The 25,490-nt window shown below is 45.9% G+C and carries 25 protein-coding genes; 16 read left to right on the top strand and 9 right to left on the bottom strand.

What is annotated here, in order from left to right; translation table 11 throughout:
* Positions 1 to 175: 175 nt before the first annotated feature.
* From H3V12_RS04470 to H3V12_RS04435, 8 genes are all read right to left on the bottom strand, one after another.
* Positions 176 to 655, bottom strand: a complete 480-nt coding sequence (locus H3V12_RS04470) for a molybdenum cofactor biosynthesis protein MoaE (RefSeq protein WP_198213068.1) — start codon at positions 653 to 655, stop codon at positions 176 to 178.
* 3 nt (positions 656 to 658) lie between these two features.
* Positions 659 to 910 carry a molybdopterin converting factor subunit 1 gene (gene moaD / locus H3V12_RS04465; protein ID WP_198213066.1) on the bottom strand — a complete coding sequence of 84 codons (252 nt, stop codon included), beginning with the start codon at positions 908 to 910 and terminating at the stop codon, positions 659 to 661.
* A gap of 9 nt (positions 911 to 919) precedes the next feature.
* Positions 920 to 1,504 carry a CDP-diacylglycerol--glycerol-3-phosphate 3-phosphatidyltransferase gene (gene pgsA, locus H3V12_RS04460; RefSeq protein WP_178391796.1) on the bottom strand — a complete coding sequence of 195 codons (585 nt, stop codon included), beginning with the start codon at positions 1,502 to 1,504 and terminating at the stop codon, positions 920 to 922.
* A gap of 168 nt (positions 1,505 to 1,672) precedes the next feature.
* Positions 1,673 to 3,685, bottom strand: a complete 2,013-nt coding sequence (uvrC, locus tag H3V12_RS04455; RefSeq protein ID WP_198213064.1) for an excinuclease ABC subunit UvrC — start codon at positions 3,683 to 3,685, stop codon at positions 1,673 to 1,675.
* Positions 3,686 to 3,687: 2 nt separating this feature from the next.
* Entirely contained in the window at positions 3,688 to 4,452 is a 765-nt protein-coding gene (locus H3V12_RS04450; protein ID WP_075915846.1) for an SDR family oxidoreductase, read from the bottom strand.
* 995 nt (positions 4,453 to 5,447) lie between these two features.
* The gene (locus H3V12_RS04445; RefSeq protein WP_198213063.1) at positions 5,448 to 5,933 is read right to left on the bottom strand and encodes a hypothetical protein; all 486 of its coding nucleotides are present in this window, start codon (positions 5,931 to 5,933) and stop codon (positions 5,448 to 5,450) included.
* A 61-nt stretch (positions 5,934 to 5,994) separates the two neighbouring features.
* On the bottom strand, positions 5,995 to 6,852 hold the full coding sequence (gene rlmJ, locus H3V12_RS04440) for a 23S rRNA (adenine(2030)-N(6))-methyltransferase RlmJ (protein WP_198213061.1): 858 nt from the start codon (positions 6,850 to 6,852) through the stop codon (positions 5,995 to 5,997).
* Positions 6,853 to 6,877: 25 nt separating this feature from the next.
* Positions 6,878 to 7,642, bottom strand: coding sequence for a L,D-transpeptidase (locus H3V12_RS04435; RefSeq protein ID WP_198213059.1), 765 nt, complete (start codon positions 7,640 to 7,642; stop codon positions 6,878 to 6,880).
* A gap of 285 nt (positions 7,643 to 7,927) precedes the next feature.
* Between H3V12_RS04435 and H3V12_RS04430 the strand changes: the two genes are divergently transcribed.
* The 12 genes from H3V12_RS04430 to H3V12_RS04375 all read left to right on the top strand — a co-directional run bounded on the left by H3V12_RS04430 (position 7,928) and on the right by H3V12_RS04375 (position 20,007).
* Positions 7,928 to 8,779 carry a DMT family transporter gene (locus tag H3V12_RS04430; RefSeq protein ID WP_198213057.1) on the top strand — a complete coding sequence of 284 codons (852 nt, stop codon included), beginning with the start codon at positions 7,928 to 7,930 and terminating at the stop codon, positions 8,777 to 8,779.
* A gap of 53 nt (positions 8,780 to 8,832) precedes the next feature.
* Entirely contained in the window at positions 8,833 to 10,998 is a 2,166-nt protein-coding gene (locus tag H3V12_RS04425; RefSeq protein WP_198213055.1) for a molybdopterin oxidoreductase family protein, read from the top strand.
* Positions 10,999 to 11,043: 45 nt separating this feature from the next.
* Positions 11,044 to 12,060: a beta-N-acetylhexosaminidase gene (nagZ, locus tag H3V12_RS04420; RefSeq protein WP_198213053.1), complete on the top strand. Its 1,017-nt coding sequence runs from the start codon at positions 11,044 to 11,046 to the stop codon at positions 12,058 to 12,060.
* Positions 12,061 to 12,141: 81 nt separating this feature from the next.
* Positions 12,142 to 12,960 (top strand): ScpA family protein, encoded by an 819-nt coding sequence (locus H3V12_RS04415; RefSeq protein WP_198213800.1) that lies wholly within the window; start codon positions 12,142 to 12,144, stop codon positions 12,958 to 12,960.
* Position 12,961: 1 nt separating this feature from the next.
* Entirely contained in the window at positions 12,962 to 13,666 is a 705-nt protein-coding gene (gene scpB, locus H3V12_RS04410) for an SMC-Scp complex subunit ScpB (protein ID WP_198213051.1), read from the top strand.
* Between the two features lie 114 nt (positions 13,667 to 13,780).
* Positions 13,781 to 14,110 carry a twin-arginine translocase TatA/TatE family subunit gene (locus H3V12_RS04405; protein ID WP_198213049.1) on the top strand — a complete coding sequence of 110 codons (330 nt, stop codon included), beginning with the start codon at positions 13,781 to 13,783 and terminating at the stop codon, positions 14,108 to 14,110.
* Between the two features lie 63 nt (positions 14,111 to 14,173).
* A complete protein-coding gene (tatB, locus tag H3V12_RS04400; RefSeq protein ID WP_198213047.1) occupies positions 14,174 to 14,944 on the top strand; it encodes a Sec-independent protein translocase protein TatB in 771 nt (256 codons plus the stop codon).
* 21 nt (positions 14,945 to 14,965) lie between these two features.
* Positions 14,966 to 15,763, top strand: coding sequence for a twin-arginine translocase subunit TatC (gene tatC / locus H3V12_RS04395; protein ID WP_198213045.1), 798 nt, complete (start codon positions 14,966 to 14,968; stop codon positions 15,761 to 15,763).
* Between the two features lie 61 nt (positions 15,764 to 15,824).
* Positions 15,825 to 17,102, top strand: a complete 1,278-nt coding sequence (gene serS, locus H3V12_RS04390; protein ID WP_198213043.1) for a serine--tRNA ligase — start codon at positions 15,825 to 15,827, stop codon at positions 17,100 to 17,102.
* A 22-nt stretch (positions 17,103 to 17,124) separates the two neighbouring features.
* Positions 17,125 to 17,889, top strand: a complete 765-nt coding sequence (surE, locus tag H3V12_RS04385; protein ID WP_198213041.1) for a 5'/3'-nucleotidase SurE — start codon at positions 17,125 to 17,127, stop codon at positions 17,887 to 17,889.
* A gap of 4 nt (positions 17,890 to 17,893) precedes the next feature.
* A complete protein-coding gene (locus H3V12_RS04380) occupies positions 17,894 to 18,553 on the top strand; it encodes a protein-L-isoaspartate(D-aspartate) O-methyltransferase (RefSeq protein ID WP_198213039.1) in 660 nt (219 codons plus the stop codon).
* 260 nt (positions 18,554 to 18,813) lie between these two features.
* The gene (locus H3V12_RS04375; protein WP_198213037.1) at positions 18,814 to 20,007 is read left to right on the top strand and encodes a M23 family metallopeptidase; all 1,194 of its coding nucleotides are present in this window, start codon (positions 18,814 to 18,816) and stop codon (positions 20,005 to 20,007) included.
* 76 nt (positions 20,008 to 20,083) lie between these two features.
* Here H3V12_RS04375 and H3V12_RS04370 read toward each other — a convergent pair whose 3' ends face one another.
* Complete coding sequence (locus H3V12_RS04370; protein WP_198213035.1) at positions 20,084 to 20,947, bottom strand: ATP-binding protein; 864 nt, start codon at positions 20,945 to 20,947, stop codon at positions 20,084 to 20,086.
* A 244-nt stretch (positions 20,948 to 21,191) separates the two neighbouring features.
* Between H3V12_RS04370 and yajC the strand changes: the two genes are divergently transcribed.
* The 4 genes from yajC (at position 21,192) to H3V12_RS04350 (ending at position 25,477) form a co-directional block, all read left to right on the top strand.
* Entirely contained in the window at positions 21,192 to 21,728 is a 537-nt protein-coding gene (gene yajC, locus H3V12_RS04365; protein WP_083655618.1) for a preprotein translocase subunit YajC, read from the top strand.
* A gap of 268 nt (positions 21,729 to 21,996) precedes the next feature.
* Positions 21,997 to 24,243, top strand: coding sequence for a protein translocase subunit SecD (gene secD / locus H3V12_RS04360; RefSeq protein ID WP_198213033.1), 2,247 nt, complete (start codon positions 21,997 to 21,999; stop codon positions 24,241 to 24,243).
* On the top strand, positions 24,243 to 24,629 hold the full coding sequence (locus tag H3V12_RS04355) for an MTH938/NDUFAF3 family protein (RefSeq protein WP_075870007.1): 387 nt from the start codon (positions 24,243 to 24,245) through the stop codon (positions 24,627 to 24,629). Before secD ends, H3V12_RS04355 begins: the two co-directional genes overlap by 1 nt.
* Positions 24,626 to 25,477 (top strand): squalene/phytoene synthase family protein, encoded by an 852-nt coding sequence (locus H3V12_RS04350; RefSeq protein ID WP_198213031.1) that lies wholly within the window; start codon positions 24,626 to 24,628, stop codon positions 25,475 to 25,477. The genes H3V12_RS04355 and H3V12_RS04350 overlap by 4 nt, the downstream gene beginning before the upstream one ends.
* Positions 25,478 to 25,490: the final 13 nt, after the last annotated feature.

Genomic DNA, 25,490 nt, shown 5'->3' with positions numbered 1-25,490 from the left:
GACCGAGCTTCAACACTCCTTTTTATAAGTATGTCGTTTTTTCCGGAAAAAATAAGGCATTTTCCAACACGATCCCCTGAAATCTATGGTTAAATTTTGATTATTCCAACGATCGGGTGTTTTATAAAAATAATAAGCTCACAAAAATGTGCCCTTTTGTGAATTTGCTATTATTTTATTTTTTCTTCATCTTGCGGTTTTTTTGCCATCTCGCTTTTGTGAGGACATCCGTCTCTTGTGCTTCAACCCAGTTTTGCGGCGTACCATCGACAAGATGTTCTTTTTTCCAGAACGGCGCTTCGGTTTTCAGAAAATCCATAATAAAGTTAGCAGCATCAAAAGCTTCCCGCCGGTGAGGGGAGGCGGTGACAACCAGAACAATCTGTTCGCCAACCTTGATTGTCCCGAAACGGTGAACGACGGTAACTCCATTTAATGACCATCGTTTCGAAGCATCGTCAACAATCTCTTTAATGCGTTTTTCGGCCATTCCGGGGTAATGCTCGATTTCAAGGGCAGAAAGGCGCCCACCTTCGCTCCGGCATAATCCACAGAATGCAACAATACCGCCGATTGATGGTGAAAGGCTGCGGATATGGTCTACCTCTCTTCCCATATCAAAATCTTGCGGCTGGACAGCGATTTTGCATTTCATGGTTCAACCGCCCGTCATTGGTGGAAAGAGTGCAATTTCATGTGCTTTTCCAATGAGGCTATCATGGTCGACATGTTCTTCGTCGATAGCCACGCGGATGAGATCCGGCTTTTCCAGTGCAAAAGCATAATTTTCCCCAAGGGTTTTGAGATAGCAAAGTAGATCGTCTACCGTTTTGACGTTCTCCGGCAATTCAAGAGTTTCTTCTCCGCGACCAATACGTTCGCGAACCCAGGCAAAATATTGTAATTTCATGCGTATCCTTTAATCAATCACGTGTTTAAGACCTGCACGGAAGTAATCCCAACCGGTCCATAAAGTAAGAATAGCGGCGACCCACAACATGACAAGTCCGAATTCGGTTGCATATGGAATAACTTTGTCACCGGCAGGGCCGGCAAGCAGAAAAACAATAGAAAACATTTGAACTGTCGTTTTCCATTTTGCGAGCCTCGAAACCGGCACGCTTACTTTGAGCGAGGCCAAATATTCACGCAATCCTGAAACGAGAATTTCTCGACAGAGAATGATAATTGCGGCCCAGAGAGCCCAACCGGCGATTGTACCATCGGCAGCAAGTAACAGAAGACAAGCCGAGACAAGAAGTTTATCGGCAATCGGGTCGAGCATACGACCGATGTTCGAGGTCTGTTTCCAGATGCGGGCAAGATAGCCGTCGAAAAAGTCTGTAATAGAGGCAACAACAAATATGACGACCGCCCACCAGCGTGCGGTGTCGGTCGATTGCAGGCGACCCTCCACAAAAAAGCACAAGACAACAAGCGGAACAGCAATAATGCGTGCATATGTAAGGATATTTGGCAACGATAAAGTATGGTTTTTCATTATGCCGTAATCAATCCTTTTAACGTCTTAGGGCTGCTTAAAATTAAAAGCAAAGCGGCCGATCGGGTGAACTTTAAAAAAGGCAATCAAACATGCCATTTCCAACGAACGGTATATTTGTTGAATCAAGATCCTTATATAAATTAGCGATAGAATCGGCAGAAACAAGCATTATCTTTCATTAAAATAATCGTGGATTTGTTGTGCGGTTGCCGCCGATATTCCTTCGACTTTCATTAAATCTTCCACTGCTGCACCGGCAACGGCTTTTGCAGTTCCGAAATGGCCAAGCAAAGCACGTTTACGCGCCGGACCGATGCCTTCGACTTCGTCGAGCGGATTTTTCATCATTTCTTTTTTACGTTTTATGCGGTGGGTACCGATGGCAAATCGGTGTGCTTCATCACGCAGGCGTTCAAGAAAATAAAGCACGGGATCGCGCGGTGGTAACATGAAAGGTGGACGACCGGAGATAAAGAATCGTTCCCGCCCTGCCTCGCGATCAACACCTTTTGCAACGCCGATTGCAGTGACGACATCATCAATGCCAAGTTCTCTCAGCATCTCGTGCACAACTGTCATCTGGCCTTCGCCACCATCAATCAGAATAATATCGGGCCAGGCCGGAAAACTGTCTTCATTGCCAGCAGTATCATCGGCTTGAGGAGCCGGTATACCATGTTCTTTGATGAGCCTTTTGAACCGCCGGTCTATGACTTCCTTCATCATACCGAAGTCATCACCCGGTGTAATATCGGTCGAGCGGATATTGAATTTTCTATATTGATTCTTGATGAAACCTTCGCGACCGGCAACGATCATGCCGCCCACCGCATTCGTTCCCATGATATGCGAGTTATCATAGACCTCGATACGACGCGGCACTTTTTCAAGGCCAAAGGTCTCGGCAACTCCTTGCAATAGTTTATCTTGGGTCGAAGTTTCAGCGAGCCTACGTCCCAAGGCTTCGCGTGCATTGGTTAGCGCATGTTCAACCAGTGACTTACGTTCACCCCGTTGAGGCACAGAAATTGTTACTTTGCGTCCGGCTTTTTCGGAAAGGGCTGTGGCGAGCAATTCTTCCTCTTCGACGTGGTCGGAAAGCAGAACAAGTTTCGGGACCGGTTTGTCATCATAAAACTGGGCAAGAAAAGCCCCGAGCACTTCAGGAGCAGAGATCGAAGGGTCAGCTTTCGGAAAATAGGAACGATTTCCCCAATTCTGTCCTGTTCTGAAGAAGAATACCTGAATACATGTCATTCCGCCCTGCTGGGCGATAGCAAAAACATCCGCTTCTTCAACTGTTTGCGGGTTGATTTCCTGATGCCCCTGAATATGGGACAGGGCCGACAAACGATCGCGATAGACGGCGGCCCTTTCAAAGTCGAGTTTGTCGGCAGCCTCCCGCATGGTTTTTGCCATATTGTCTTGAATAGTTTGACTTTTTCCTGAAAGAAAAGCTTCCGCCTCATCAACAAGTTTCATGTAATCGGCGTCGCTGATTTCATGTGTACAAGGAGCTGAACACCTTTTGATCTGATAGAGCAGGCATGGTCTGGTGCGCGATTCCATGACAGAATCGGTGCATGTCCTAAGCAAGAACGCCCTTTGCATAGCGTTGATTGTTCTTGTGACCGCACCGGCAGACGCAAAGGGTCCAAAATAATCACCTTTACGAGACCTTGCACCACGATGTTTATAGATAGCAGGAGCGCGCGTATCGCGCGTAATGATAATATAGGGAAAGCTTTTATCATCGCGAAGCAGAACATTAAAGCGCGGGCGCAACCGCTTGATAAGATTGGCTTCCAGAAGAAGAGCTTCGGTTTCTGTGCTGGTGACCACAAATTCCATGTAATGGGTGGCTCGTATCATGCGCGCAATACGGTTGTTGTGCCCATGCCCACGCGCGTAATTCGACACGCGTTTTTTTAAATTCCGCGCTTTGCCGACATAAAGAACGTTACCATCCTTGTCGAACATCCGGTAAACACCCGGTTTATTCGGCAAATTTTTTACAAATTCCTGAATGAGCGGTGCACCGGTGAGCTTCAGATCATCATTTTTGAAGCCACCCTTATCCCAGATAATATCGGGTGTCAGCGACGCCGAATTGTGATCTTCATCCGATTTCGCTTCCTGATTTTTAGCGGCCTCAGTGTTTTGTTCGTTCAAGGATTTCATAATTATTCAATTCGTCCTGCAATATCGGGCGTTTGCCACATAAGATGCTGGCCGCCATCTAAAGCAATCATTTGTCCGGTTATTGACGTTTGCCACCAAAAATAACGTATCGTTGCGCCAAATTCGGACAATTCCGGTCCATGTTCAAGCAAAACAGAACGCGCCTGTCTTAAAAAATCTTCTTCTTCCTGCCTTGGACTTTTTAGTGTTGGTCCCGGACCAATAGCATTGACACGGATACGCGGTGCAAGTGCCTGAGCCAGAGTTTTGGTCAATGTCCAGAGTGATGACTTGGATAAGGTATATGACAAAAAATTGGGATTAAGCTTTAAAACGCGCTGGTCAATAATATTGACAATTAATCCTTTCAAATTGTCCGGCAAAAGAAAAAACATACGGTCAGCCAAGAGAGCAGGGGTTTTCAGATGGATTGAAAAATGTTTATCCCAGACATCCATATCAAGTGCGCCAATGTGGTCATCAAGAAACAGAGAGGCATTGTTGACAAGGATTTCAACCGGTCGACCCATCTCCTCTGTCACTGTTTCCAAAAGGCCTTTGCCATGCGTTTCCAAAAGATCGGATTGGAAAGATAATGCTTTGGCTCCGGAAGCTTCGAGTTTGTGCACGAGCTCGTCGGCTTCATTTTTCCCTTCATTATAATGTATTGCGAGATCGAAACCATGTTTTGCCAAATCAAGCGCCATTGCGGCGCCTAAACGTTTGGCACCGCCTGTAATCAGAACGACAGGACGCTTCTTTTCCATTTGATCAAACAGTTTCCGTTGACAATTTTTTGTAACGCCCGAACGCTCGACAAGTTCGAACCTTTACAATCCAAAATGGCGATATTTTCTGCTGAAATCAAGGTTTGTAAAATCACAAAAAAATCACGCTTCCGCATGGAGAAAAGAATATTCGACTATATGTCTCAAAATGCGTCCATAACACATTGATCTACATGGAATGCTGCTTTAATCAACAGATGAAGGCATAACTAAAGCGATTTGGAAAATGGCCCCTCATAAAACTAGGTCAAAAGGCTCGAAAAAAGCGCACTTGATTGCTTGCAAAGCATTGTTTTGCATCCAAAATGATCTGACGGTCAGCTGCATCCATTTTGGTCTCGGTTTCTGTAGATTGGTTGTTGTCAAATAGATATTTTTTAAATGAGATTTCTTGTAAAAGCTCTTTCCAAATAAAATAGCATTTTTTGAGTGAACCCTGTTCCATAAGCTGAAATCAACAACTCCGGATTGCGATTGCATCTGGATGCGTGAGTTTATTACGGCTGACATCTATTTTTTAGGAGTGATGCCCTTCTTATTCATCCGGATAAAATTTATCCTGTTCTCGTCGAAGCAAATCCTCAATGCCGAATTTTTGGCTAAAGGAAATATTTCTTAACAAGATTGCAGAATTAATCGCTTAAAAACCGGCCATACGACGTGGCATTCCATTTTCGCTTTCTGAGGTGGCTATAAAAGTGATGTTGCTTACCGTGGCAGAGTTGTTGAAGTTACTATACTGGTAGGTATCAATCTCCTTGATTTCACCTGAAAACTGCTTCTAACCGGAAATTATTGCATCAGTAGTGATTGCAATGGCTTGTAAATGAAAGGGCCAGCCCCACGAATTTGCCAAAAGCTATTACTTCAATGTCAGCCGAAAACTATCTTATCCAATCTCGGTAATCTTGAGACCAAGCAATAAAAAATCGATAACGCATTGGAAATGAAAAGATAAATGGCTAGCTTATCTATTATTTGACAGCCCGACAGTTACCGTCCTGAATTCGCCATTTGTCGAAACCTTCAACACAGAATTCGACATTATAGCCACTCACACCGGTGAAGCCTTGGCCGTATTCCACCATATAATAAAGAGGATAACTTGATCCGTCATTCATAACTGCTGTAGCGCGACAAAATTGACGGGGGATATTAAGCTTTGTTGCCGGATTTTCACCCCGTGCCATCGTTATATCTTTAACTTGTTCGATACGAACGTCCGGTAACCCCGGAACATTACGAACTTCATGACGGAACTTGTAACCGATTTCCCATAAAGTACGTTTATAACCACACACTCCGGCATCGTTGATTGAAGAAGCTTGCGAACGATGGGCTAATGATGCCGCCAAATCGGCTGCTGTTGCAGAATTCACGCAGGCATAAAAGCCAAGCCCGAAAACCGAGAAAGACAAAACTTTGCGAAAACTTGCGTTAAAGAACGATGACTTTTGCATGATTATTCCACATTGACCATTTCTGGGCTCAATATGTTTCATTGTCTCAAATCCGTCAAGGTCAAACAGCTTCACCATTTATCCATTCGTTGATTAATTGTGCATGTTTGTCCACGCCGAGGCGCTCAAGCAAAAATGCTTTGATCTTGTTCATTTCTTGGGGCAACACATAAGGTGGATTGACAATAATCATACCACACCCGTCGAGTCCCGGCATTTCCGAGCGTTGTTTAATTCTAAGCTCCAGCCGCAAGATTTTTGGTATCGAAGTGCTTTTCAACTCGTTCATGAACCAATTGAGTTCATTATAATGTTTGACAGGATACCAGAGGGCATAGATTCCGCCGGAAAAGCGCTTGTATGCTTTCTCGAGGCCTTCGATAAGCCGCTCGAATTCATCGGTTTTTTCAAATGGCGGATCAACCACGATCAGGCCGCGCTTTTCTTTCGGTGGTACGTGGGCACCAAGCGCAAGATATCCATCAAGATGGATAATACGAGCCTGATAATCACCGGCAAAATTATTTGCCAATTTTTTATAATCGGCTTCATGAAGCTCTATTGCCGTTAACCGGTCCTGTTTTCTCAAGAGCTTCCGTTCGAGGTAAGGTGAACCCGGATAGCAGGTCAATTCGCCTTTTTCGCCATTAAGTCCAATGACCACATCAAGCCACGGCTTGATGAGCAATTCGATGTCGGGCTGAACCGGCCGATCAAGGATGCGTCCGATACCATCATTCCATTCACCGGTTTTTTGTGCCTCATCCGAAGAAAGGTCATAAACGCCGATCCCTGCATGTGTATCGATCACACGGAAAGCATGGTCTTTCTTTTTCAAGTATTCGATGATGCGGGCGATAATGATGTGTTTGAACACATCGGCAAAATTGCCCGCATGATAGATATGACGATAATTCATTGTTTTGTTCTAACCGTTTCTGATATCAGCCGAGGCCGATTTTATGCGGCAAAACAACAGCACGGGTTCCCACCGGCACACGACTATAAAGATCGATAATATCCTGATTGAGAAAACGGATACATCCCGAAGATACCCGCTTGCCGATTGACCAGGGTTCGACTGTTCCATGCAAACGGAAAAGTGTGTCTGTTCCGCCCCTATAAAGATAAAGGGCGCGAGCACCCAGCGGATTGCCGGGGCCACCTTTCATGCCATCAGTCAGATGGCCATATCTTTGAGGCTGCTTTTGTACCATGCTTGAAGTTGGATGCCATGTTGGCCATACCGCTTTGCGACCGATTGTTGCTTCCCCCTGAAAATCGGCAGCGGCCGACCGCGCAACACCGACGCCGTAGCGCATGGCGCGTCCTTCCGAAAGCACAAAATAGCAGAAAAAGTTGGTTGGATCGACGACAATAGTTCCCGGCTTATAAGGCATATGGAACGGCACTTCATGGCGCAAATATTCCGGATTGATGCGGCTTGTATCAACAGCGTTCACTGGGAAACCGTTATCGGTCGTCGCCGCATACATGGATGCGTATTTTTCGTTTACCGGATATTCGCCGTAACTAACCCTCTTCTTTTTGGGCGTAACCTTCGGCTTTGCCTTATGTCGCCTTATAACATAGGTCGTTGTCGTTATCGGCTCGCCGGTATCAATCGGAACCATTTTGGGTAAAGGGTGGCGAAAAGTACAACCGGCAAGGAAAAGCGGTGCCGAGAGAAGGAAAAAGCGTCTGTTCATTTTAAAGATCTCGATAGCCCTGACAGACCGTATGATTATTAAGCAAATTTTGGTCCATTGTAATTGGAAAAAGCAAATATCCTTCAATAGGTTTGATGAGCAGATAAAAGAAAATGGACATCGACTCTTTTCTGCAAATCAATTTTTGTGTGGGAAGCTTTTAACACAAAATTAACCTGACTTGATAGAGGTCTTTGAATCTGGTTTTCTAATTTTTTTGAATTAACTCGGATTTCTATTCATAAACTTCCCTTTTATCGGCTTGTTGACCGGAAAGTATGCCATATGTCGGGCGTGATGGTTCTACTTGTGCTTTTGGCGGCATTGATGCACGCACTGTGGAGCGTGGTTTTGAAATTAACCGGTGATGCGAAGACCAATATCACGGTTTTCATGGCGGGTTCTTCTATCCTCGCACTTGCAGGTATTCCTTTTCAATCCTTGCCATCACTTGCAAGCCTGCCGTTTTTGCTCATTTCAGTCTTTGTGCAGGTCGTCTATATGATGCTTGTCGGAATCGTTTATCAAAAAGGCGATGTTAGCCAGTCTTATCCGGTGATGCGCGGTGTAGCACCGCTTTTTGTTGCACTCTTTAGCGGGCCTATTCTCGGCGAAAAATTATCAATCGTAGCTTGGTGCGGTGTTATTCTTATCTCGTCGGGAGTGCTGACCTTGGCGCTTGAAGCGGTTAGACACAGCGATAAAATTGAGCCCTCCATCATTCCACTTTCTTTGCTAACGGCTGCTTTTATAGCCTTATACACTCTGCTTGACGGGATTGGTGTCAGATTATCGGGAGCGCCGGTTTCTTATATTTTATGGATATTTTTTCTGATTGGTTTGGTGAAAGTTGTTTTTGAACTTTTCAATGATAAAACCCGTCAACCATTTTTAATCCACTTTCAACGCTATTGGTCTATCGGACTTGTTGGAGGATTTTTGTCACTCGGATCTTATGGTCTTGCACTTTGGACAATGACAAAGTTGCCGGTGGCACTGGTTGCTGCTTTGCGCGAAAGCGCGATAGTCTTTGCTGTTATTTTATCCTATTTTGTTTTGCGTGAACATGTCAGCCCTCCGCGCTTTGTTGCCTCAATCATCATTGTTATTGGCGTCATTGCTGTAAGACTAGCCTGAAAATTGTAAAATTGCTAAATACATCCGTTTTCATTGATTGAGTCGGAATTGCCATGAGCAACGTAGTAATTGGTCATACAGCCTGTCCCCATGATTGTCCTTCAACCTGTGCACTTGATGTGGAATTATTGTCCCCAACAAAAATAGGCCGGATTAGGGGCGCAAAAGAAAACACTTATACGGCGGGCGTTATCTGTGCAAAAGTCGCCCGCTATAGCGAACGCGTACACAATCCGGCTAGATTGTTAAAACCGCTTGTCAGAAAAGGTCCCAAAGGCGATGGTAACTGGCAGGAAGTCACATGGGGTGACGCACTCGACCTCATAGCCGAAAATTTTCAAAAGGCAGAAAAAAAATACGATTCAACCACGATATGGCCTTATTTCTTTGCCGGAACCATGGGATTGGTGCAGCGCGATTCCATCAATCGTTTGCGGCATGCAGGAAAATATTCCGGACAATTTTCGACATTTTGTACCAATACAGCAGCAACCGGTTATTTTGCCGGTACCGGCAGGATTGCGGGTGTTGACCCGCGGGAAATGGAAAAATCCGATCTTGTGGTGATCTGGGGTACCAATGCAGCAAGTACTCAGGTCAATGTTATGACCCATGTCACCAAAGCACGCAAAGACCATCATGCACGCATTGTCGCTATTGACGTTTTCGAGAGTGCAACGGTGCGTCAGGCCGACCTCGGCTTGATTTTAAGACCGGGAACCGATGCAGCCTTGGCCTGTGCGGTGATGCATATATTGTTTCGGGATGGTTTTGCCGATTGGAATTATCTGGAACGCTATAGCGATGACCCGCATGGGCTCGAGCGCCATTTAAAAACAAAAACGCCGCAATGGGCAGCCGAAATTACCGGCCTATCCGTCGATGAGATAGAAACTTTCGCCCATTGGGTTGGTACTACCAAACGCACGTTCTTCCGGCTGGGATACGGTTTTACCAGACAACGTAACGGCGCGGTTGCAATGCATGCAGCGCTTTCTGTGCCCGCAGTTACGGGAGCGTGGCAATATGAAGGTGGTGGAGCATTCTATTCCAACGCTTCGATATTTGCTCTTAACAAAAATGAAGTTGAAGGAACGGCTTTCGCTGATCCGAAAATCCGTTCGCTTGATCAATCGAAAATCGGCAGAATCCTGCTTGGTGATAAAGAAACACTTTATGATGGCCCGCCCGTAACCGTTTTGTTTATCCAGAATACCAATCCGGCAAATGTTGCGCCTGAACAACGGTTGATCCACAAAGGTTTGGCACGCGAGGATCTTTTCACCGTAGTTCATGAGCAATTTATGACAGATACGGCTAAAATGGCTGATGTCGTTCTGCCTGCAACAATGTTTCTGGAACATGACGATATTTATCGGGCTGGTGGCCAACAACATATTCTATTAGGGCCGAAATTGATTGAGCCACCGCTTGGACCGAAGCCCAATCTCTATGTTATAAACAAATTGGCAAAACGGCTCGGATTTGGTCACATGGCGGGGTTCGATAAAACAGCCGTTGAACTTATCGATAATATGTTGAGAGCGTCACACCGCGGGACTTATGAAGAACTTAAGGAAAAACGCTGGCTTGACGTTCAGCCGTCGTTTGAACGCGCCCATTTTCTGAACGGTTTTGCCTGGCCTGACAGGAAATTCCGTTTCAAGGCAAAATGGACAGGTTATAAAGCTCCCGACACTCCCCCTGATACGATGGGATATCAAGGGCCGTATCAAGAAATGCCCGATTTTCCCGACCAGTGGGATGTTATTGAAAAAGCTGACGAAGAACATCCGTTCAAACTTGTAACATCACCCGCACATAATTTTCTTAATTCGACATTTTCGGAATCGCCAACGTCTTTATTGAAAGAAGTGCGCCCAACGCTCATGATCCATCCCGATGATGCGGCTATGTATGATATAAAGGATGGTGACCTTGTCGAGATAGGCAATCAACGCGGTAGTGTGGCGCTTCATGCAAAACTGTTTGAAGGCTTGAAAAGACGGGTTGTGGTCTCTCAAGGATTGTTTGCCAATTCAAGTTTTGTTCGGGGAGAAGGGATAAATGTTTTGACCGGAGCAGATTCACCAGCTCCTAATGGCGGACTTGCGGTACACGACATAAAAGTATGGGTGAAAAAGCTTGATAAATCCGTTAGGACACACGGATCAGAAAGTCACGTAAAACACTCGAAAAATGATATAGAGTCGTTATAATCAATTTCGGAAAGGCGCCTTGATACGGCGAAACAGTTAAGTAATATGCAAAATATGAAAGCTATGATTGTTGGTGTATCAGGCCTTAGCTTAACGGCGGCCGAAAAAGATTTTATAGCAGAAAACCAGCCTTGGGCTTTCATTCTTTTTGCAAGGAATATCGGTTCGGCCGACGAGGTTAAACAATTGACTGCTTCGCTTGTTTCGGCAAGTGGTCGCGACGATGTATTTATTTTTATCGATCAGGAGGGTGGACGTGTTCAAAGGCTGCGTGCGCCGCTAGCGCCTGATTATCCGCCGGCAGCAACATTGGGTGAACTCTACAAAAAGAATAAAGCAAAAGGATTGCGTGCAACTTTTATCATGTCACGTCTGCACGCATTTGATCTGCGCCGGTTGGGGATAAATGCCGACTGCCTGCCGCTTCTAGACGTGCCGATTGAAGGAGCAGATAATGTTATTGGTACGCGTGCCTATGGCAATGACTATAAAACCGTCATAGCGTTGGGACGCGCAGCTGCGGAAGGTTTGAAAGCAGGCGGTGTCCTGCCCGTAATGAAGCATATTCCCGGCCACGGTCGTGCATTATGCGACACCCATAAGAGCCTCGCACGTGTCGATGCATCATTAGAGACTTTACGCCGTAACGATTTTGCCCCGTTCGAAGCATTATCCGATCTGCCGGTGGCAATGACTGCCCATGTCGTTTATGAAAGCGTCGACCCGGAAAAACCGGCAACCTTGTCAAAAAAGGTAGTGGACGAAATCATTCGTAAAGAGATTGACTTTGATGGTTTGTTGATGACGGATGATTTATCAATGAAGGCGCTTTCCGGCGATTTAGGCGATCTGACAAAAGGGGCGTTCGAAGCCGGATGCGATCTTGTTTTACACTGCAACGGTGAAACTGAAGAAATGCAAAAAATTGCCGCGGCAACGCCTTGGCTTGAAGGCAAATCACTTGAGCGAGCGCAATATGCGACAAATTGGGTGACCGAACCGGATAAAGCTGACGAAAAGGCGTTGCGGGAGGAATTTCAAAAACTCCTTGCTATCGGCTAGAGGGAACCGGATTTGGCACAAAACGACAAAAAATCCAATGCGAACGGAAAAAACCTGAACGGACACTATGCTCAAAAGGCTATGGAACCGATTTGGGAAGAAGAACACGGCGTTAGCGAGCCAACATTGGTTATCGACGTTCAGGGGTTCGAAGGTCCGCTTGATCTTCTGTTACAACTCGCACGGAACCAGAAAGTCGATTTGGCGCATATATCAATTGTCGAACTTGTCCAGCAATATCTTGATTTTGTAAAAACAGTGCATGAATTGAGACTCGATCTTGCCGCCGACTATCTGGTGATGGCGGCTTGGCTTGCTTATCTCAAATCCCGTCTGCTTGTGCCGCAACGCTCGGATGATGAAGGTGAAAGTGGCGAAGAGCTGGCTGGATTATTACAATTCCGTTTGCAGAGGCTTGAAGCCATGCGGGAAGCGGCGGGACAGCTTGTAAACCGTAACCGTTTGGGACGGGACATTTTCAAGCGCGCCAATCCGGAAATGGTGGTAGTTGAAAAAAAGCATCTCTATGACGTTTCTCTCTACGATCTGTTGATGGCTTATGCCGGTTTGCGTCAAAGGCAGGCGGTCAAACGCGTTGAAGTGGGAAAGCGGGAAGTCTGGTCACTAAAGGCCGCGCGTGCAATATTGGTGCGGTTGATGGGCGAAGCAAAAGATTGGCAGGCGTTGGACAAGTTTTTATTTGCTTTTATTCCGACCGCCCATGAACGTCGCACAGCTTTAGCGAGCACTTTTGCGGCAAGTCTTGAAATGGTGAGAGAAAAGCAGCTTGATATTCGACAGGCAACACCATTCGCCCCGATTTATCTTCGTGCGCACAAAAAGGCTGAGGGGCCGAACACCATAAATATCGGGGGCGGGGCAAAGCCCGAAAGCAATTAAGATGGCTGAACAAAAAAACGCAGAAAAAAATAGAAATGGCGAGCTCAACATAACGCCCGAACTTGTCCGTATGGCTGAAGCAATCGTTTTCGCGTCAAGTGAACCTGTGACCGACCGAGCTCTAGAAGAACGGCTTCCTAAAGGCGCCAATGTTGCAGCGATTATGGATGTTTTGAAACAGGATTACCAAAAACGCGGCGTTAATCTTCATAAAGTGGGAAATGCTTACGCTTTCCGTACAGCGCCCGATCTTTCCTTTCTTTTGAATAGACAAGAAGAAAGGCCAAGGAAACTTTCCCGTGCTGCTTTAGAAGTTTTGGCAATTATTGCCTATCATCAACCGATAACACGTGCGGAACTAGAAGACGTCAGAGGCGTTGAAACATCGAAAGGTACGTTGGATGTGTTGATGGAAGCAGGTTGGGTGAAAATTCGTGGAAGGAGACGCGTTCCGGGACGACCGGTCACATACGGAACAACACTTGCTTTTCTTGATGAATTCAGTCTGCCGGAAATTTCGGACTTACCGGGGATGGAAGAATTGAAAGGTGCAGGTCTTCTGTCTTCAAGATTACCGGCCAATTTCCGTATGCCATCACCAACAGCCGATCCGGATATTCTGACCGATGAAGAAGAACCGCTTGAAGATATCAATTTGGAACAATTAGGACTTTTAAATCCACTTGATCGGGAAGAAAAATCTTAAAATCACCTTGTTTGGGAATAAAAAATGTAAATACACGTGGTTGTGTTTAAAAGACTTGAAAAAAGTGTCTAAAAGTACACATTAAGACAGTTCCAGCATCGAAGAGAGTACATAATGGGAAATTTCCTTTCACCAGTTCACCTTATAGTGATCCTACTCATCATTCTTGTCCTATTCGGTCGTGGTAAAATTTCGGAATTTATGGGAGATTTTGCCAAAGGTATCAAGAGTTTCAAAAAAGGCTTGAAAGAGGACGATGAAGAGGTTGAATCTCAACAACCTGCCGAGCGGCCTGAAATCAAAACCATTGATGTTAAACCGGAAGAAACAATTGAACCGGTGAAGCAGGTTGCAAACACGAGAAAATCAACCGCGAAAAAAGCCGCATCACGTGCATCCAAGCCAAAAGCCAAAACGACGCAACGTAAAACAACAAAATCGTAATATTTCCTTGTTGTCAGAGCTTTTCTTGCAAAAGCCTTTCTTGTCGGAAAGGGTCTTTGAATAATGTTCGGAATTGATGGACCGGAATTTATTGTCATCCTTATCGTGCTGATTGTTGTGGTCGGCCCGAAAGACTTGCCAAAAATGCTGAAAGCTATTGGCAAGGCAACTGCGCGTATGCGCACGACAGCAAACGAATTCCGTCGCCAATTCGACGAAGCTATGCATGAAGCCGAGCTTGATGATTTGCAAAAGACCCTCACCGACGTCAAAGACCTTGATCCTCGCAAGAAGCTAACGGAAATATTCGATCCTATTCGCGATGTTGCAAAGGATGTGAAAGCGAGTATCGAGGTTGGTCAGGAGGACGATAAGCAGTCGAAGCCGCAAGATTCTGCTTCAGAGCAAGCGGCTGATAAGTCTTCCAGTAATAAAGATAACGAAACATCGGCAAATCATTCGTTATCTGCTGACGTTACGGCCAGTACTGTGAGAATAGTTGATGACGAAAAGTTCCAATCAGCAACGGTTTCGACAGCCTCTGCAGGAGGTGATAGCGTGGCAACGGAGGAACATCCGGCAACGCCAACATCCTTTGAAGTGAAAGAAGGAAAGCCGACAGCTGAAGAAGCGTCTAAAGGCAAGATAACAACAAAACAAACTGCGGCGTTGAAAATCAAAACGGCAACAAAGCGTAAAGTATCAGCGACAGCGAAGTCGTCATCGCCGGAAAAGACCGCTTCAATAGGGGCTATAAAAGCTTCTGCACAAGAACAGAAAACTGTAAAAAAGGTTGTTTCAGGGGGCAAAAAGACAACCACTGCCGACGTTTGAATAAAATAGGAAAAAATCATCGTGCATGAGGATGAAGACGAAGTCGAAGCAAGCTCGGCACCGCTACTGGATCATTTGATCGAGTTGCGTCACCGCATCATCGTATCTTTGATTGCATTCGCCATTGCCTTTATTATTTGCTTTTTCGTCAAGGATTATATTCTGAATTTTCTGTTGTGGCCTTATCAATGGGCAATGAAAATTTCGGGTGGTAATCCTGACAGCATCCGTTTGCAATCAACACAGGTTTGGGAAACTTTTCTGACCAAAATGAAGCTTGCAGCTTTTGGCGGCGTCATTTTGTCATTTCCCTATCTTGCGTTCCAGTTATACAGCTTTATCGCGCCGGGCCTCTATCGCAACGAGAGGCGCGCTTTTTTGCCATTTCTCATCAGTGCGCCGGTATTGTTTCTCTTAGGTGGAGCATTTGTTTATTGTGTGCTTGCACCGATGATGTTGTGGTTTTCACTGTCACAGCAATTATTGCCTGATTCTCATTTGAAAGTTGAATTTATTGCACGTATTTCCGATTATCTGAGCTTCATGCAATCTTTCATTCTCATATTCGGACTTATTTTCCAGCTTCCTCTTGTTACCAGCCTGTTGACAAAAGCCGGACTTATTACGTCGAAAATGCTGGTTTCCAAACGGAAATGGGCAATTCTGATTGCCGTTGTTGTGGCGGCAATGGTGACACCTTCCGATTTCTTTACGATGTTCGGCGTCGCTCTTCCGACAATTCTGCTCTATGAAGTTTCTATTATTGTTTCACGCTGGATTGAAAAGAAACAGGCAAAACAAAATAACAAGGCTTCCTGATTAGGCCATTGTGGTTTAAGAACAGAAATAGAATTAAAAAAATTTGTACAGGAATATCTTGATGCTTGATATCAAATGGATTCGGGAAAATCCGCAGAAACTCGACGAAGCTTTGGCAAAACGTAGTGCCGAACCACAGGCAGAGAAACTGATAGCGCTTGATCTTGAGCGTCGTAACCACGTTTCTCACGTTCAGGTTGCGCAGGAAAGACGCAATGCCGCTTCGAAAGAAATTGCGCAGGCTATGGCATCCGGTGATACTAAACGGGCCGAAGCCTTGAAGTCGGAAGTGGCAGAACTCAAAACATTCCTTTCAACAGCAGAGACAAAAGGAAAAGAGCTGACAGCCGCTCTTGATGACGCACTGTCCCGTATTCCTAATATTCCGCTTGACGATGTGCCGGTAGGGCGCGACGAAAATGACAATGTCGAACGTTATAAGGTGGGAACACCACCGACTTTCCCGTTCGAACCCAAACAACATTTCGAAATTGGTGAAAAACTCGGCCAAATGGATTTTGATCGTGCGGTGAAACTTTCCGGCGCACGTTTCACAGTCTTGTCGGGACAGCTTGCCCGTCTTGAAAGGGCACTTGGCCAATTCATGATTGATGTCCACACGCTGGAACATGGCTATCGTGAAGTTTCAGTTCCGGTTCTCGTTCGTGACAGCGCGCTTTTCGGCACTGCCCAACTGCCCAAATTTGCCGAAGACCTGTTTGAGACAACAGACGGGCGTTGGCTTATTCCAACGGCGGAAGTGCCTCTGACGAATCTCGTTGCAGGCGATATTCTGGACGCCAAAAAGCTTCCGATTCGCGTCACTGCCTTGACCCCGTGCTTCCGTTCGGAAGCCGGTGCTGCCGGTCGTGATACGCGCGGTATGTTGCGTCAGCACCAGTTCTGGAAAGTGGAAATGGTGTCTATTACCGATGAAGACAGTTCTTTGGATGAATTGGAACGCATGACCGGTTGCGCTGAAGATATTTTAAAACGTCTGGGTCTTCCGTTCCGCACAATTACTTTGTGTACCGGCGATATGGGATTTAGTTCCCGAAAAACATATGACCTCGAAGTATGGCTTCCTGGACAAAATACTTATCGGGAAATTTCAAGCTGCTCGGTATGTGGTGATTTTCAGGCTCGGCGCATGAATACGCGTTACCGCAAAGAAGGTGAAAAATCGCCGTGCTTTGTTCATACTCTGAATGGCTCGGGCGTTGCCGTCGGGCGCTGTCTCATTGCAGTAATGGAAAATTATCAGCAAAAAGATGGCTCTGTGGTCATACCGGAAGTTCTACGCCCCTATATGGGCGGGCAGGACCGGATTGAAGCATAAAAAAATTGCAGGGAACTTCAATATGCGTATTTTGCTAACCAATGATGACGGTATTCATGCGGAAGGGTTGAAAGTTCTTGAACAGATCGCCCGTAAACTCTCTGATGATGTCTGGGTTGTCGCTCCGGAAGAAGATCAAAGTGGTGTTTCGCATTCATTAACAATTTCAGAGCCATTACGTTTGCGTCAAATCGATGAAAAACATTTTGCTTTGAAAGGTACTCCTACCGATTGTGTTATTATGGCTGTCAAGCACATTATGCCGGAAGCGCCAGATCTTGTTCTTTCGGGCGTTAATGCCGGTGGTAATCTTGCCGACGATGTGAGCTATTCGGGTACGGTTTCGGGTGCGGTAGAAGGGATGATGCAAGGCATCCGTTCGATTGCCTTGTCGCAAGAATTTGTCCACGCAACCAATTGTCAAAATGTGCCTTGGAACACCGTATTGTCTCTGGCTCCGGATATTTTGAAAAATCTTGTAAAAATTCCGCTTCCTGAGGGTGTTTTCTTAAATGTGAATTTCCCTGCCTGTCATGTTGATGAAGTCACCGGTTTGTCTGTTGCGCCCCTTGGTAACCGTGGCCACGAGATACTCATTGACAAGCGCGCAGATGGTCGGGGTTTCCCTTATTACTGGATGTATTTCAGCAGGGGAAAAGGCAAGAATAAAGAAACCACAGATATCGATGTTCTTCAGGATAAGGCTGTTTCGGTTACGCCTGTCCAACTTGATCTGACGGCTCATGGCTTCCTTGCCGAGTTGGCGACTGCATTAGGGAGAAACTAGGCTGATGCAATCAATGCCCCCTTTGTTAGAGCGAGAGGAATTGATTAATCTTGTCCTCAAAATGCGGGGTAGGGGACTTGATGATATGGCTTTGTTTGCAGCCCTTGAGCGCACATCGCGTCGGGACTTTGTTTCGGCGCCTTTTACCGAAAGTGCCTATGAAAACAAAGTTATCCCGATAGAATGTGGCGAATACATCGAAAGGCTTGAGGAACAATTATATATTATTTCTGCTCTCGCGCTCGAAAAGAAACATCGCGTACTCGAAATCGGAACCGGTTCGGGATTTACCGCAGCGTTGATTGCAAGGCTTGCCGGGCGTGTGACGACGGTCGAACGCTATAAAACTTTGTGTGACATTGCCCGCCAAAGATTTCACGCCCTAGAAATAGATAATATTGTTTTGCGTCAGATGGATGGTAGCCGTGCTTTGTCGGGCTCTGGCCCTTATGACCGGATCTTGGTATGGCCGTCATCCAATCGTGATCCACAAGAATTCCTCGAACTCTTGGCGTCAAATGGCGTGCTTATCGAAGCTATCGGACCGGATGAAGGCGAACAGATGGTGGTGCGTTACCGCAAGACGGGAAGCAGGTTCGAGAGAATGGATATGTTCAGGGTACGCTACCAACCTTTTATTGAAGGTGTTGCCGCAATTTTGTAGAAGCTAAAAAACGATTTATAAAAAAGTGATAATAGCGGCTTCAAAGCACCCTATCAGTAACGCCTGTCTGCCAATACCAACTTGCGTGTTTGCTCGCTTAAAACCATATATATATCGTGGTTTCAATATAATCGCGTGGAAAATCCGGTTTTCTTGTCGGAGACAATATTTTTTTTAACCTTAATCGAAATTTTAACCGTCGGGTAACATTAACACGATTTAATGCCTTTAGTTGAGTATCGGGTAAATGGACAAAAAACATGCGTTTGAAAATAATGAGTAAAGCTTCGCACCGCTATCTTCGAACAGCGGCATTGTTCATCCTAGCTGGTTTCGCCACAGGATGCAGTTCCGGTACCCAACGTTTTACAGACAGTTTCTATACTGGCGCAACCGCTAATCAGCAACAGGCAATCAATAAACAAGCCGGTTATCAGCAGATGCCGCAAACGACAGGTTCTATTCAAAGTAGCGATCTGCCGCCGGTAGCTGGTCAACCTTCCTATCAGGCAACCCAGTCACAGCCGCAACCTAGTTATGGTGCTTCTTCGCAGCCTACACAGGTTGCTTCTGCCGGTCAGGTTATGGGGACACCGCCTCATAATCTCGGTCAGATGTCGTCATCGTCTTCCTCGACCACCTCACAATCTGCATCAAAGAAAAATGGCAGCTATATCGTTCAAAGCGGTGACACTCTCTACAGTGTTTCTCGTAAAACCGGCGTAAGTGTCGATTCGCTTAAAAGTGCCAATGGCTTGAGCAATGGTGCAATCCGTGTCGGGCAATCTTTGATCGTTCCGGGTGGTCATAACACTGAAGTCGCTGCCGCAACTCCATCTGCTGCAACCGCGAAAACTGCTACACCTGCAGCATTACCTGAAACAAAACAGGTGACAACGCCGACAAAAACCGCAGTGGCAAGCCAGCCCGCTGCAACCCAGCCGGCAGCAGAGCCCACCAAGACCGCACAGAATGAACCGGCAAAACCGGCCGCCGAACCCGCTGTCGCAAAAGGCAGTGATACGACGATGAATCAGGCTGAAAATGTAGCCGTTGTAGCACCTCAGGCGACAGGCATTTCCAAAATGCGTTGGCCTGCACAAGGACGCATTCTTTCAAGCTTCGGCCAAAAAGAAGGCTCAAGCACCAATGACGGTATTGATATTATGGCACCGGAAGGATCGTCTGTTAAAGCGGCCGAAAACGGTGTCGTTATTTATGCTGGCGATGGTTTGAAAGAATTCGGTAATACCGTGCTTATCCGCCATGAAAACAATATTGTTACTGTCTACGGGCACAATAGCAAAATTCTCGTCCAACGCGGCCAGAAGGTCCGCCGCGGTGACGAGATCGCAAAATCCGGTATGTCAGGCAATGCGTCGACACCGCGTGTCCATTTTGAAGTGCGCAAGAATTCAAGCCCTGTCAATCCGATCAAATATCTGGAAAACTGATAGCGTCCACAGTCCGAAGTTCATGCGAAAGCCGGTTTTCTACCGGCTTTTTTGTTATTCGTATGGGACGTTACGTTTAGTCGAGTTTCTTGCCCAATCTTCCGGCAAGTCCCATAATAAACTGCCAAGCTACGCGTCCCGAACGGTTTCCACGCGTAGTTGCCCATTCGAGCGCATCATGGTGGATTTTATCAAGCGGTTCATCAAGCCCGTAATGACGGACATAACCGTCTATCATATCAAGATATTCGTCTTGCCCACATTTATGGAAACCAAGCCATAAGCCGAATCGGTCGGAAAGCGAGACTTTTTCTTCAATGGCTTCGGACGGGTTAACGGCCGTTGACGATTCATTATCAATCATCTCGCGAGGCATTAAATGGCGACGGTTCGAGGTTGCATAAAAAACAACATTTTCGGGGCGTCCTTCGACACCACCGTCGAGGGCTGCCTTGAGCGATTTATAGGACGTATCATCCTGATCAAAAGACAAATCATCACAAAAAATAATAGATCTGTAAGGCGTTTTTCTAAGTTCACTCAAGAGTACGGGAAGTGTACCGATATCTTCACGATGAATTTCAATAAGTTTCAACGGAAGTTTACCGGCATTTTCCTTGTTAATTTTGGCTTGAACAGATTTTACGAGTGAAGATTTGCCCATGCCGCGCGCTCCCCAGAGGAGAACATTGTTGGCAGGCAAGCCATTTGCAAATTGACGGGTATTTTCAATAAGTGCGTCGCGGGCTTGCTCGACGCCCTTGATGAGATCAATGTCAATCCGGTTGACATGTTTGACGGGATTAAGGGTGAGCTTTTCCGGGATCCACACAAAACAATCGCATTGGTCCATATCAAGGGGTTTAATTTCCGGGGGAGCCATGCGCGATAATATGGCAATTAATTGATCCAGTTTGTGGTCTAAATTTTCGTTGGTCATTTCAACTTTCCGCCATTTAATGAACGCATATCTTTAGCATGGGCGCGGATAAATCCAAAATTTTTCTTCTTGAAAGCTTTGTCGGTTGCGTTATCAAGGGCAAAGCTTTAATGCCTAGAATTGAATGTTGACCGCTAGAAGCGGTTGAAAGAGCAACATGCTCTTAAATGTCAAGTTTGACTTATCTATTGAACGAAATTGTCCAAAACGGGTGATGCCCGCTATCAAAGCTAGGAGATAGTTAATGTTTATTACCAACGCTTATGCACAGGCCGCTGGTGGTTCGACAGGGGAAGTGTCAACTTTGATGACGTTTGCACCTTTTATTTTAATTTTCGTCATCATGTATTTTCTCATCATCCGGCCGCAGCGCAACCAGATGAAAAAGCGTCAGGAAATGCTGAATGCCATTCGTCGGGGCGATACAGTCGTTACCGAAGGCGGTCTTATCGGTCGCGTTACGAAAGTTGTTGGTGATGCGAACGGTGAAGTGGAAGTCGAAATTGCGGAAAATACCCGCGTTCGCGTATTGCGGTCTAAAATCCTGACTGTCGAGGTCAAGGGTGAGCCGGTTAGCGAACAAAAGTCCAAGCCTGCGATTAAAGCCGGTAAAAGCAAAAACAAGAAAAAGCAATCCGATAATAGTGCAAAGACCGGCAATGATGAGGTTGCGCAAATTGCTGCACCTGACGAGGCTACTAGCGAAAACGATACCACTAAAGTCGAAAAAGACGGAAACAAGGCCGAAGCCGAAGCAGCCAAGGAAAAGACAGGAGCTTGACCGAATAGAAAACGGGTGTTTGACGTTTTTTTCAAGTTTGATAAAGATGATTCCCGTTAAACGGGAATCATTGATTCTTGTAAGATGGGAAAATTTTTGATTGTCCCATTGAAAATTGCCGATTGAGCCTTTTGTTGGAATTAAGGTTGCTCATACTTGCAAAGGTTATCTCTAGCAGGGACGAGTGTATTGGCACCGGTAATAGCATGGGCAATGGTAATTGTGTTTTTCGGGACGCATAATTTGATATAAAATCGGGAGCCTTCTTATGCTTTATTTTCCTCGCTGGAAACGGCTTCTGGTCTGGCTGGTTGTGATTATCGGCGTCGTCGTGGCTCTGCCTAATATATTACCGCAGGCTCTTCTTAACCAGTTGCCGACAATCTATTCGAAGCTTCATTTGCCAATGGGCGTCGATTTGCAAGGTGGCTCCCGCCTTGTGGTCCAATTACCGAAAAGTGAAATCGCTGAGCGTGATGCGACGATAGACGTCATGAAAAGACGGCTCGATATCGGGGCTGCAGGTTTTGAAGACTATTCCATTGCCAAACAAAGCCGCGATAAAATCCGTATAGAGGTGCCGGGACTTTTTGATGTCCAGCTGCTTAAAGATATCGTAAGCGTAACTGCCCGTTTTTCACTTTATGAAGAAGACACGTCCGTTTCTGTAAACGATGTGGTTATGGGCAAAGTTGCTCGTCCGGAAGGCACAATCGTTACCTATTCAATGGATGATCCGCCAGTAAGTTATTTGTTGAAAGATCATCCATTTCTGACCAATGACAATATTGCCGGCGCTTATGCAGAAAAAAACGCCAATACAGACGGTTCGCTATTAACTGTCGCACTGGATAGCGAAGGACAACAAAAACTCTCCGACTTTACCCGAAAAAATCCTGACAAACGGCTTATCATTGTGTTTGACAATGAAGTGCTGGCAGCAATGAGATTTCCGGTGCCAATCGACGATGGCTATATTCGGGTAGGGCCATTGCCGGATGATGTAGCCCATAATCTCGAGACTGTTTTGACAACAGGACCACTCCCGACGGATTTGACTTTTATTGAAGAGAGAACAGTGGGGGGTGATCTCGGATCGGCTTATGCAAAAGCCGGTCTGCATGCTGCTTTTGGTGCTCTTGTTATCGTTGCCGTTTTTATGGTTTTGTCGTACGGCCTTTTGGGGCTAACTGCCGATGTTGCATTGGCTGCCAATTTGATGATGCTGGTTGCAGTGCTAAGCCTTGTCGGCACGCCGTTGACGCTTGCCGGATTTGCAGGCCTCGTTCTCATCATTGGCGTGTCGGTCGACGCCAATATTCTGATTTACGAGCGCGTACGCGAGGCAAGGCGCAATAATTATTCGGTAACCCAAGCTGTTGAAGCGGGTTTTTCGGGTGCTATGAGCACGATTGTTGATGCCAACGTTACGACTTTCATTGCAGCACTGGTTTTGTTCATGTTGGGTACCGGCCCCATTCACGGGTTTGCACTGACAGTTACAATCGGCATTTTGACGTCGCTTTTTACGACTTTTACGTTCACGCGGATGATGATCAGCTGGTGGATCCGGACATTTCATCCTCGTGAAATACCACAACGTATTATTCGTATTATTCCGCCTAACACCAGTATCCGCTTTATGAAACTTGGAAAAATAACATTGGCATTGTCCACGGTGCTGATTATTTTGACTGGCGGCCTCTATGTGACAGCCGGAGTAAATTACGGGATCGATTTTGCCGGAGGATCATTAGCGGTTCTCGAAGCTAAAAACGGCAAGGCCGATATTTATGACATTGCCTCGCGGGTCAATGATCTCAACATCGGTGGTGTCAATGTTTCGCCGACCAAAAGACCTTCGGAAGCGGAATTGACAATTGCAAGCCAAGAGAATGGTGAAGATGCCGAACAAACAGTCGCAGTAAAACTTCGGGGCGAATTCGGCAATGATTACACTTTGCAGCGTCTTGATATTGTTGGTCCGACCATTTCATCAGAATTGAGCCGTGTCAGTGCACTTGCCATTTTCGTATCTTTGCTTGCCATATTCATTTATGTTTTATGGCGTTTCCGCTGGCAATTTGCAATCGGAGCCGTTTTGACAACGGTTCATGATATTATCATTCTTGTAGGCATATTTCTGCTCTTCCAATGGCAATTCAATCTTTGGAGCATCGCGGCACTCCTTGCTATTATCGGATATTCATTGAACGACACGATTGTTGTTTATGACCGGGTCCGTTCGCTCCTTAAAAAACGCGGCAATATCGATATGCGCAGTCTTGTCGATATTGCGATCAACCGGACATTATCGCGCACAATTTTAACTTCTCTTGCAACTTTGCTTGCGCATATTCCGCTTTATTATTTTGGTGGGGCGGATATGAAAGATTTTGCATCGGTTCTCCTCATTGGTATAATCATAGGCACATACTCTTCCATATTTATAGCCGGCCCAATGCTTGTGCTTTTGAAAGTCAAGCCGAAGCAGACCGGCATTGAAGGTTCATAATGTCTGATGCAATCAAAATGAGGGAAGCGCATTATCCCGGACGTGCGCCGATCGATGCTTATGGAAATGGCGGATTTCGCTTTGCCGATATGTCCCATCGGGGTTCGATCGTCTGTGTTCCATCGGGAATATACGGGCTTGATATGAAAGCTCCTCTGCCCACGATGGACGATATAAAACACGTTCTTGATGAAGCCGATAAAATCGAAGTATTTCTTGTTGGTACAGGAGAGAATTTGTTGCGGTTGCCGGAAGATATGAGAACAGTTTTACATAAAAAACACATATCGACCGATACGATGAGTACCGGTGCTGCTGTTCGAACGTTTAATGTCCTCTTGGCGGAAGATCGTGCGGTTGCCGCACTTCTTTATGCAGTTGAATGAATAAAGATGGCGCCTATTGTTTTGGACTTTTAAAAGAGAGCGATAGAGATCGCTATCTCTCCATCCTGTTTGCGCCACAGAAATATCGTGCGGGGCTCGCGAGCCTTTTTGCTTTCAATGTCGAGATCAATCGTATTACGGAAACTGTGCGCGAACCGATGATCGGTGAAATCCGTTTGCGATGGTGGCGTGATGCAATAGAAGCCGACAAAACGGGCGAGGGCAATCCCGTTTTAAGTGCGTTGCTTTCCACAATTCATCAATACGCATTACCGAAATCGGCGTTATTACGCTATTGTGATGCACGTCTATTCGACTTTTATGACGATCAAATGCCTGATGTAACAAGCCTTGAAGGCTATTGCGGTGAAACCATAAGCACGCTTTTGGAACTTTCCTGTCAAATTCTTGATAAAAATGCTTCCTCATTGACAGCGGAAGCATCCGGACACGGTGGAATGGCAGATTTTATGTGCAGGCTCTTACGTTCGCTTCCTTTGTTAAAGGCAAATGGACGCCAATATTTTCCGCAAAATATTGTTGAAGCAACGGCAGAGGATTTCCTTGTCGCTGCGCCTCATGATGAATTAGAAAAGCAAAAAAAACTTTTAAACGCAGCAATCGAACTTGATAAAAAACATTATCGGGAATTCTATCAACATTATAAAACTTTGCCGGTGAGCGTGCGGTCGGTTTTTCTTCCTCTGGCAATCATACCGGAGGCGCTACGAAAAATTGAAAAGAAAGACACACTGGCATTCAAGGAATGTGTCACACCTTCGCCGCTTCGCCATTATCTTGCTATTACAAAAGCAGCTATAACCGGACGCATGCCGAAAATATTATAGGCCCGCACCCTCG

The sequence above is a fragment of the Bartonella sp. W8167 genome (genome assembly GCF_016100335.1).
GTDB lineage: Bacteria > Pseudomonadota > Alphaproteobacteria > Rhizobiales > Rhizobiaceae > Bartonella > Bartonella apis.
The sequence above is the reverse complement of the archived record's forward strand: the minus strand, read 5'-3'. Positions and strand labels throughout refer to the sequence as shown.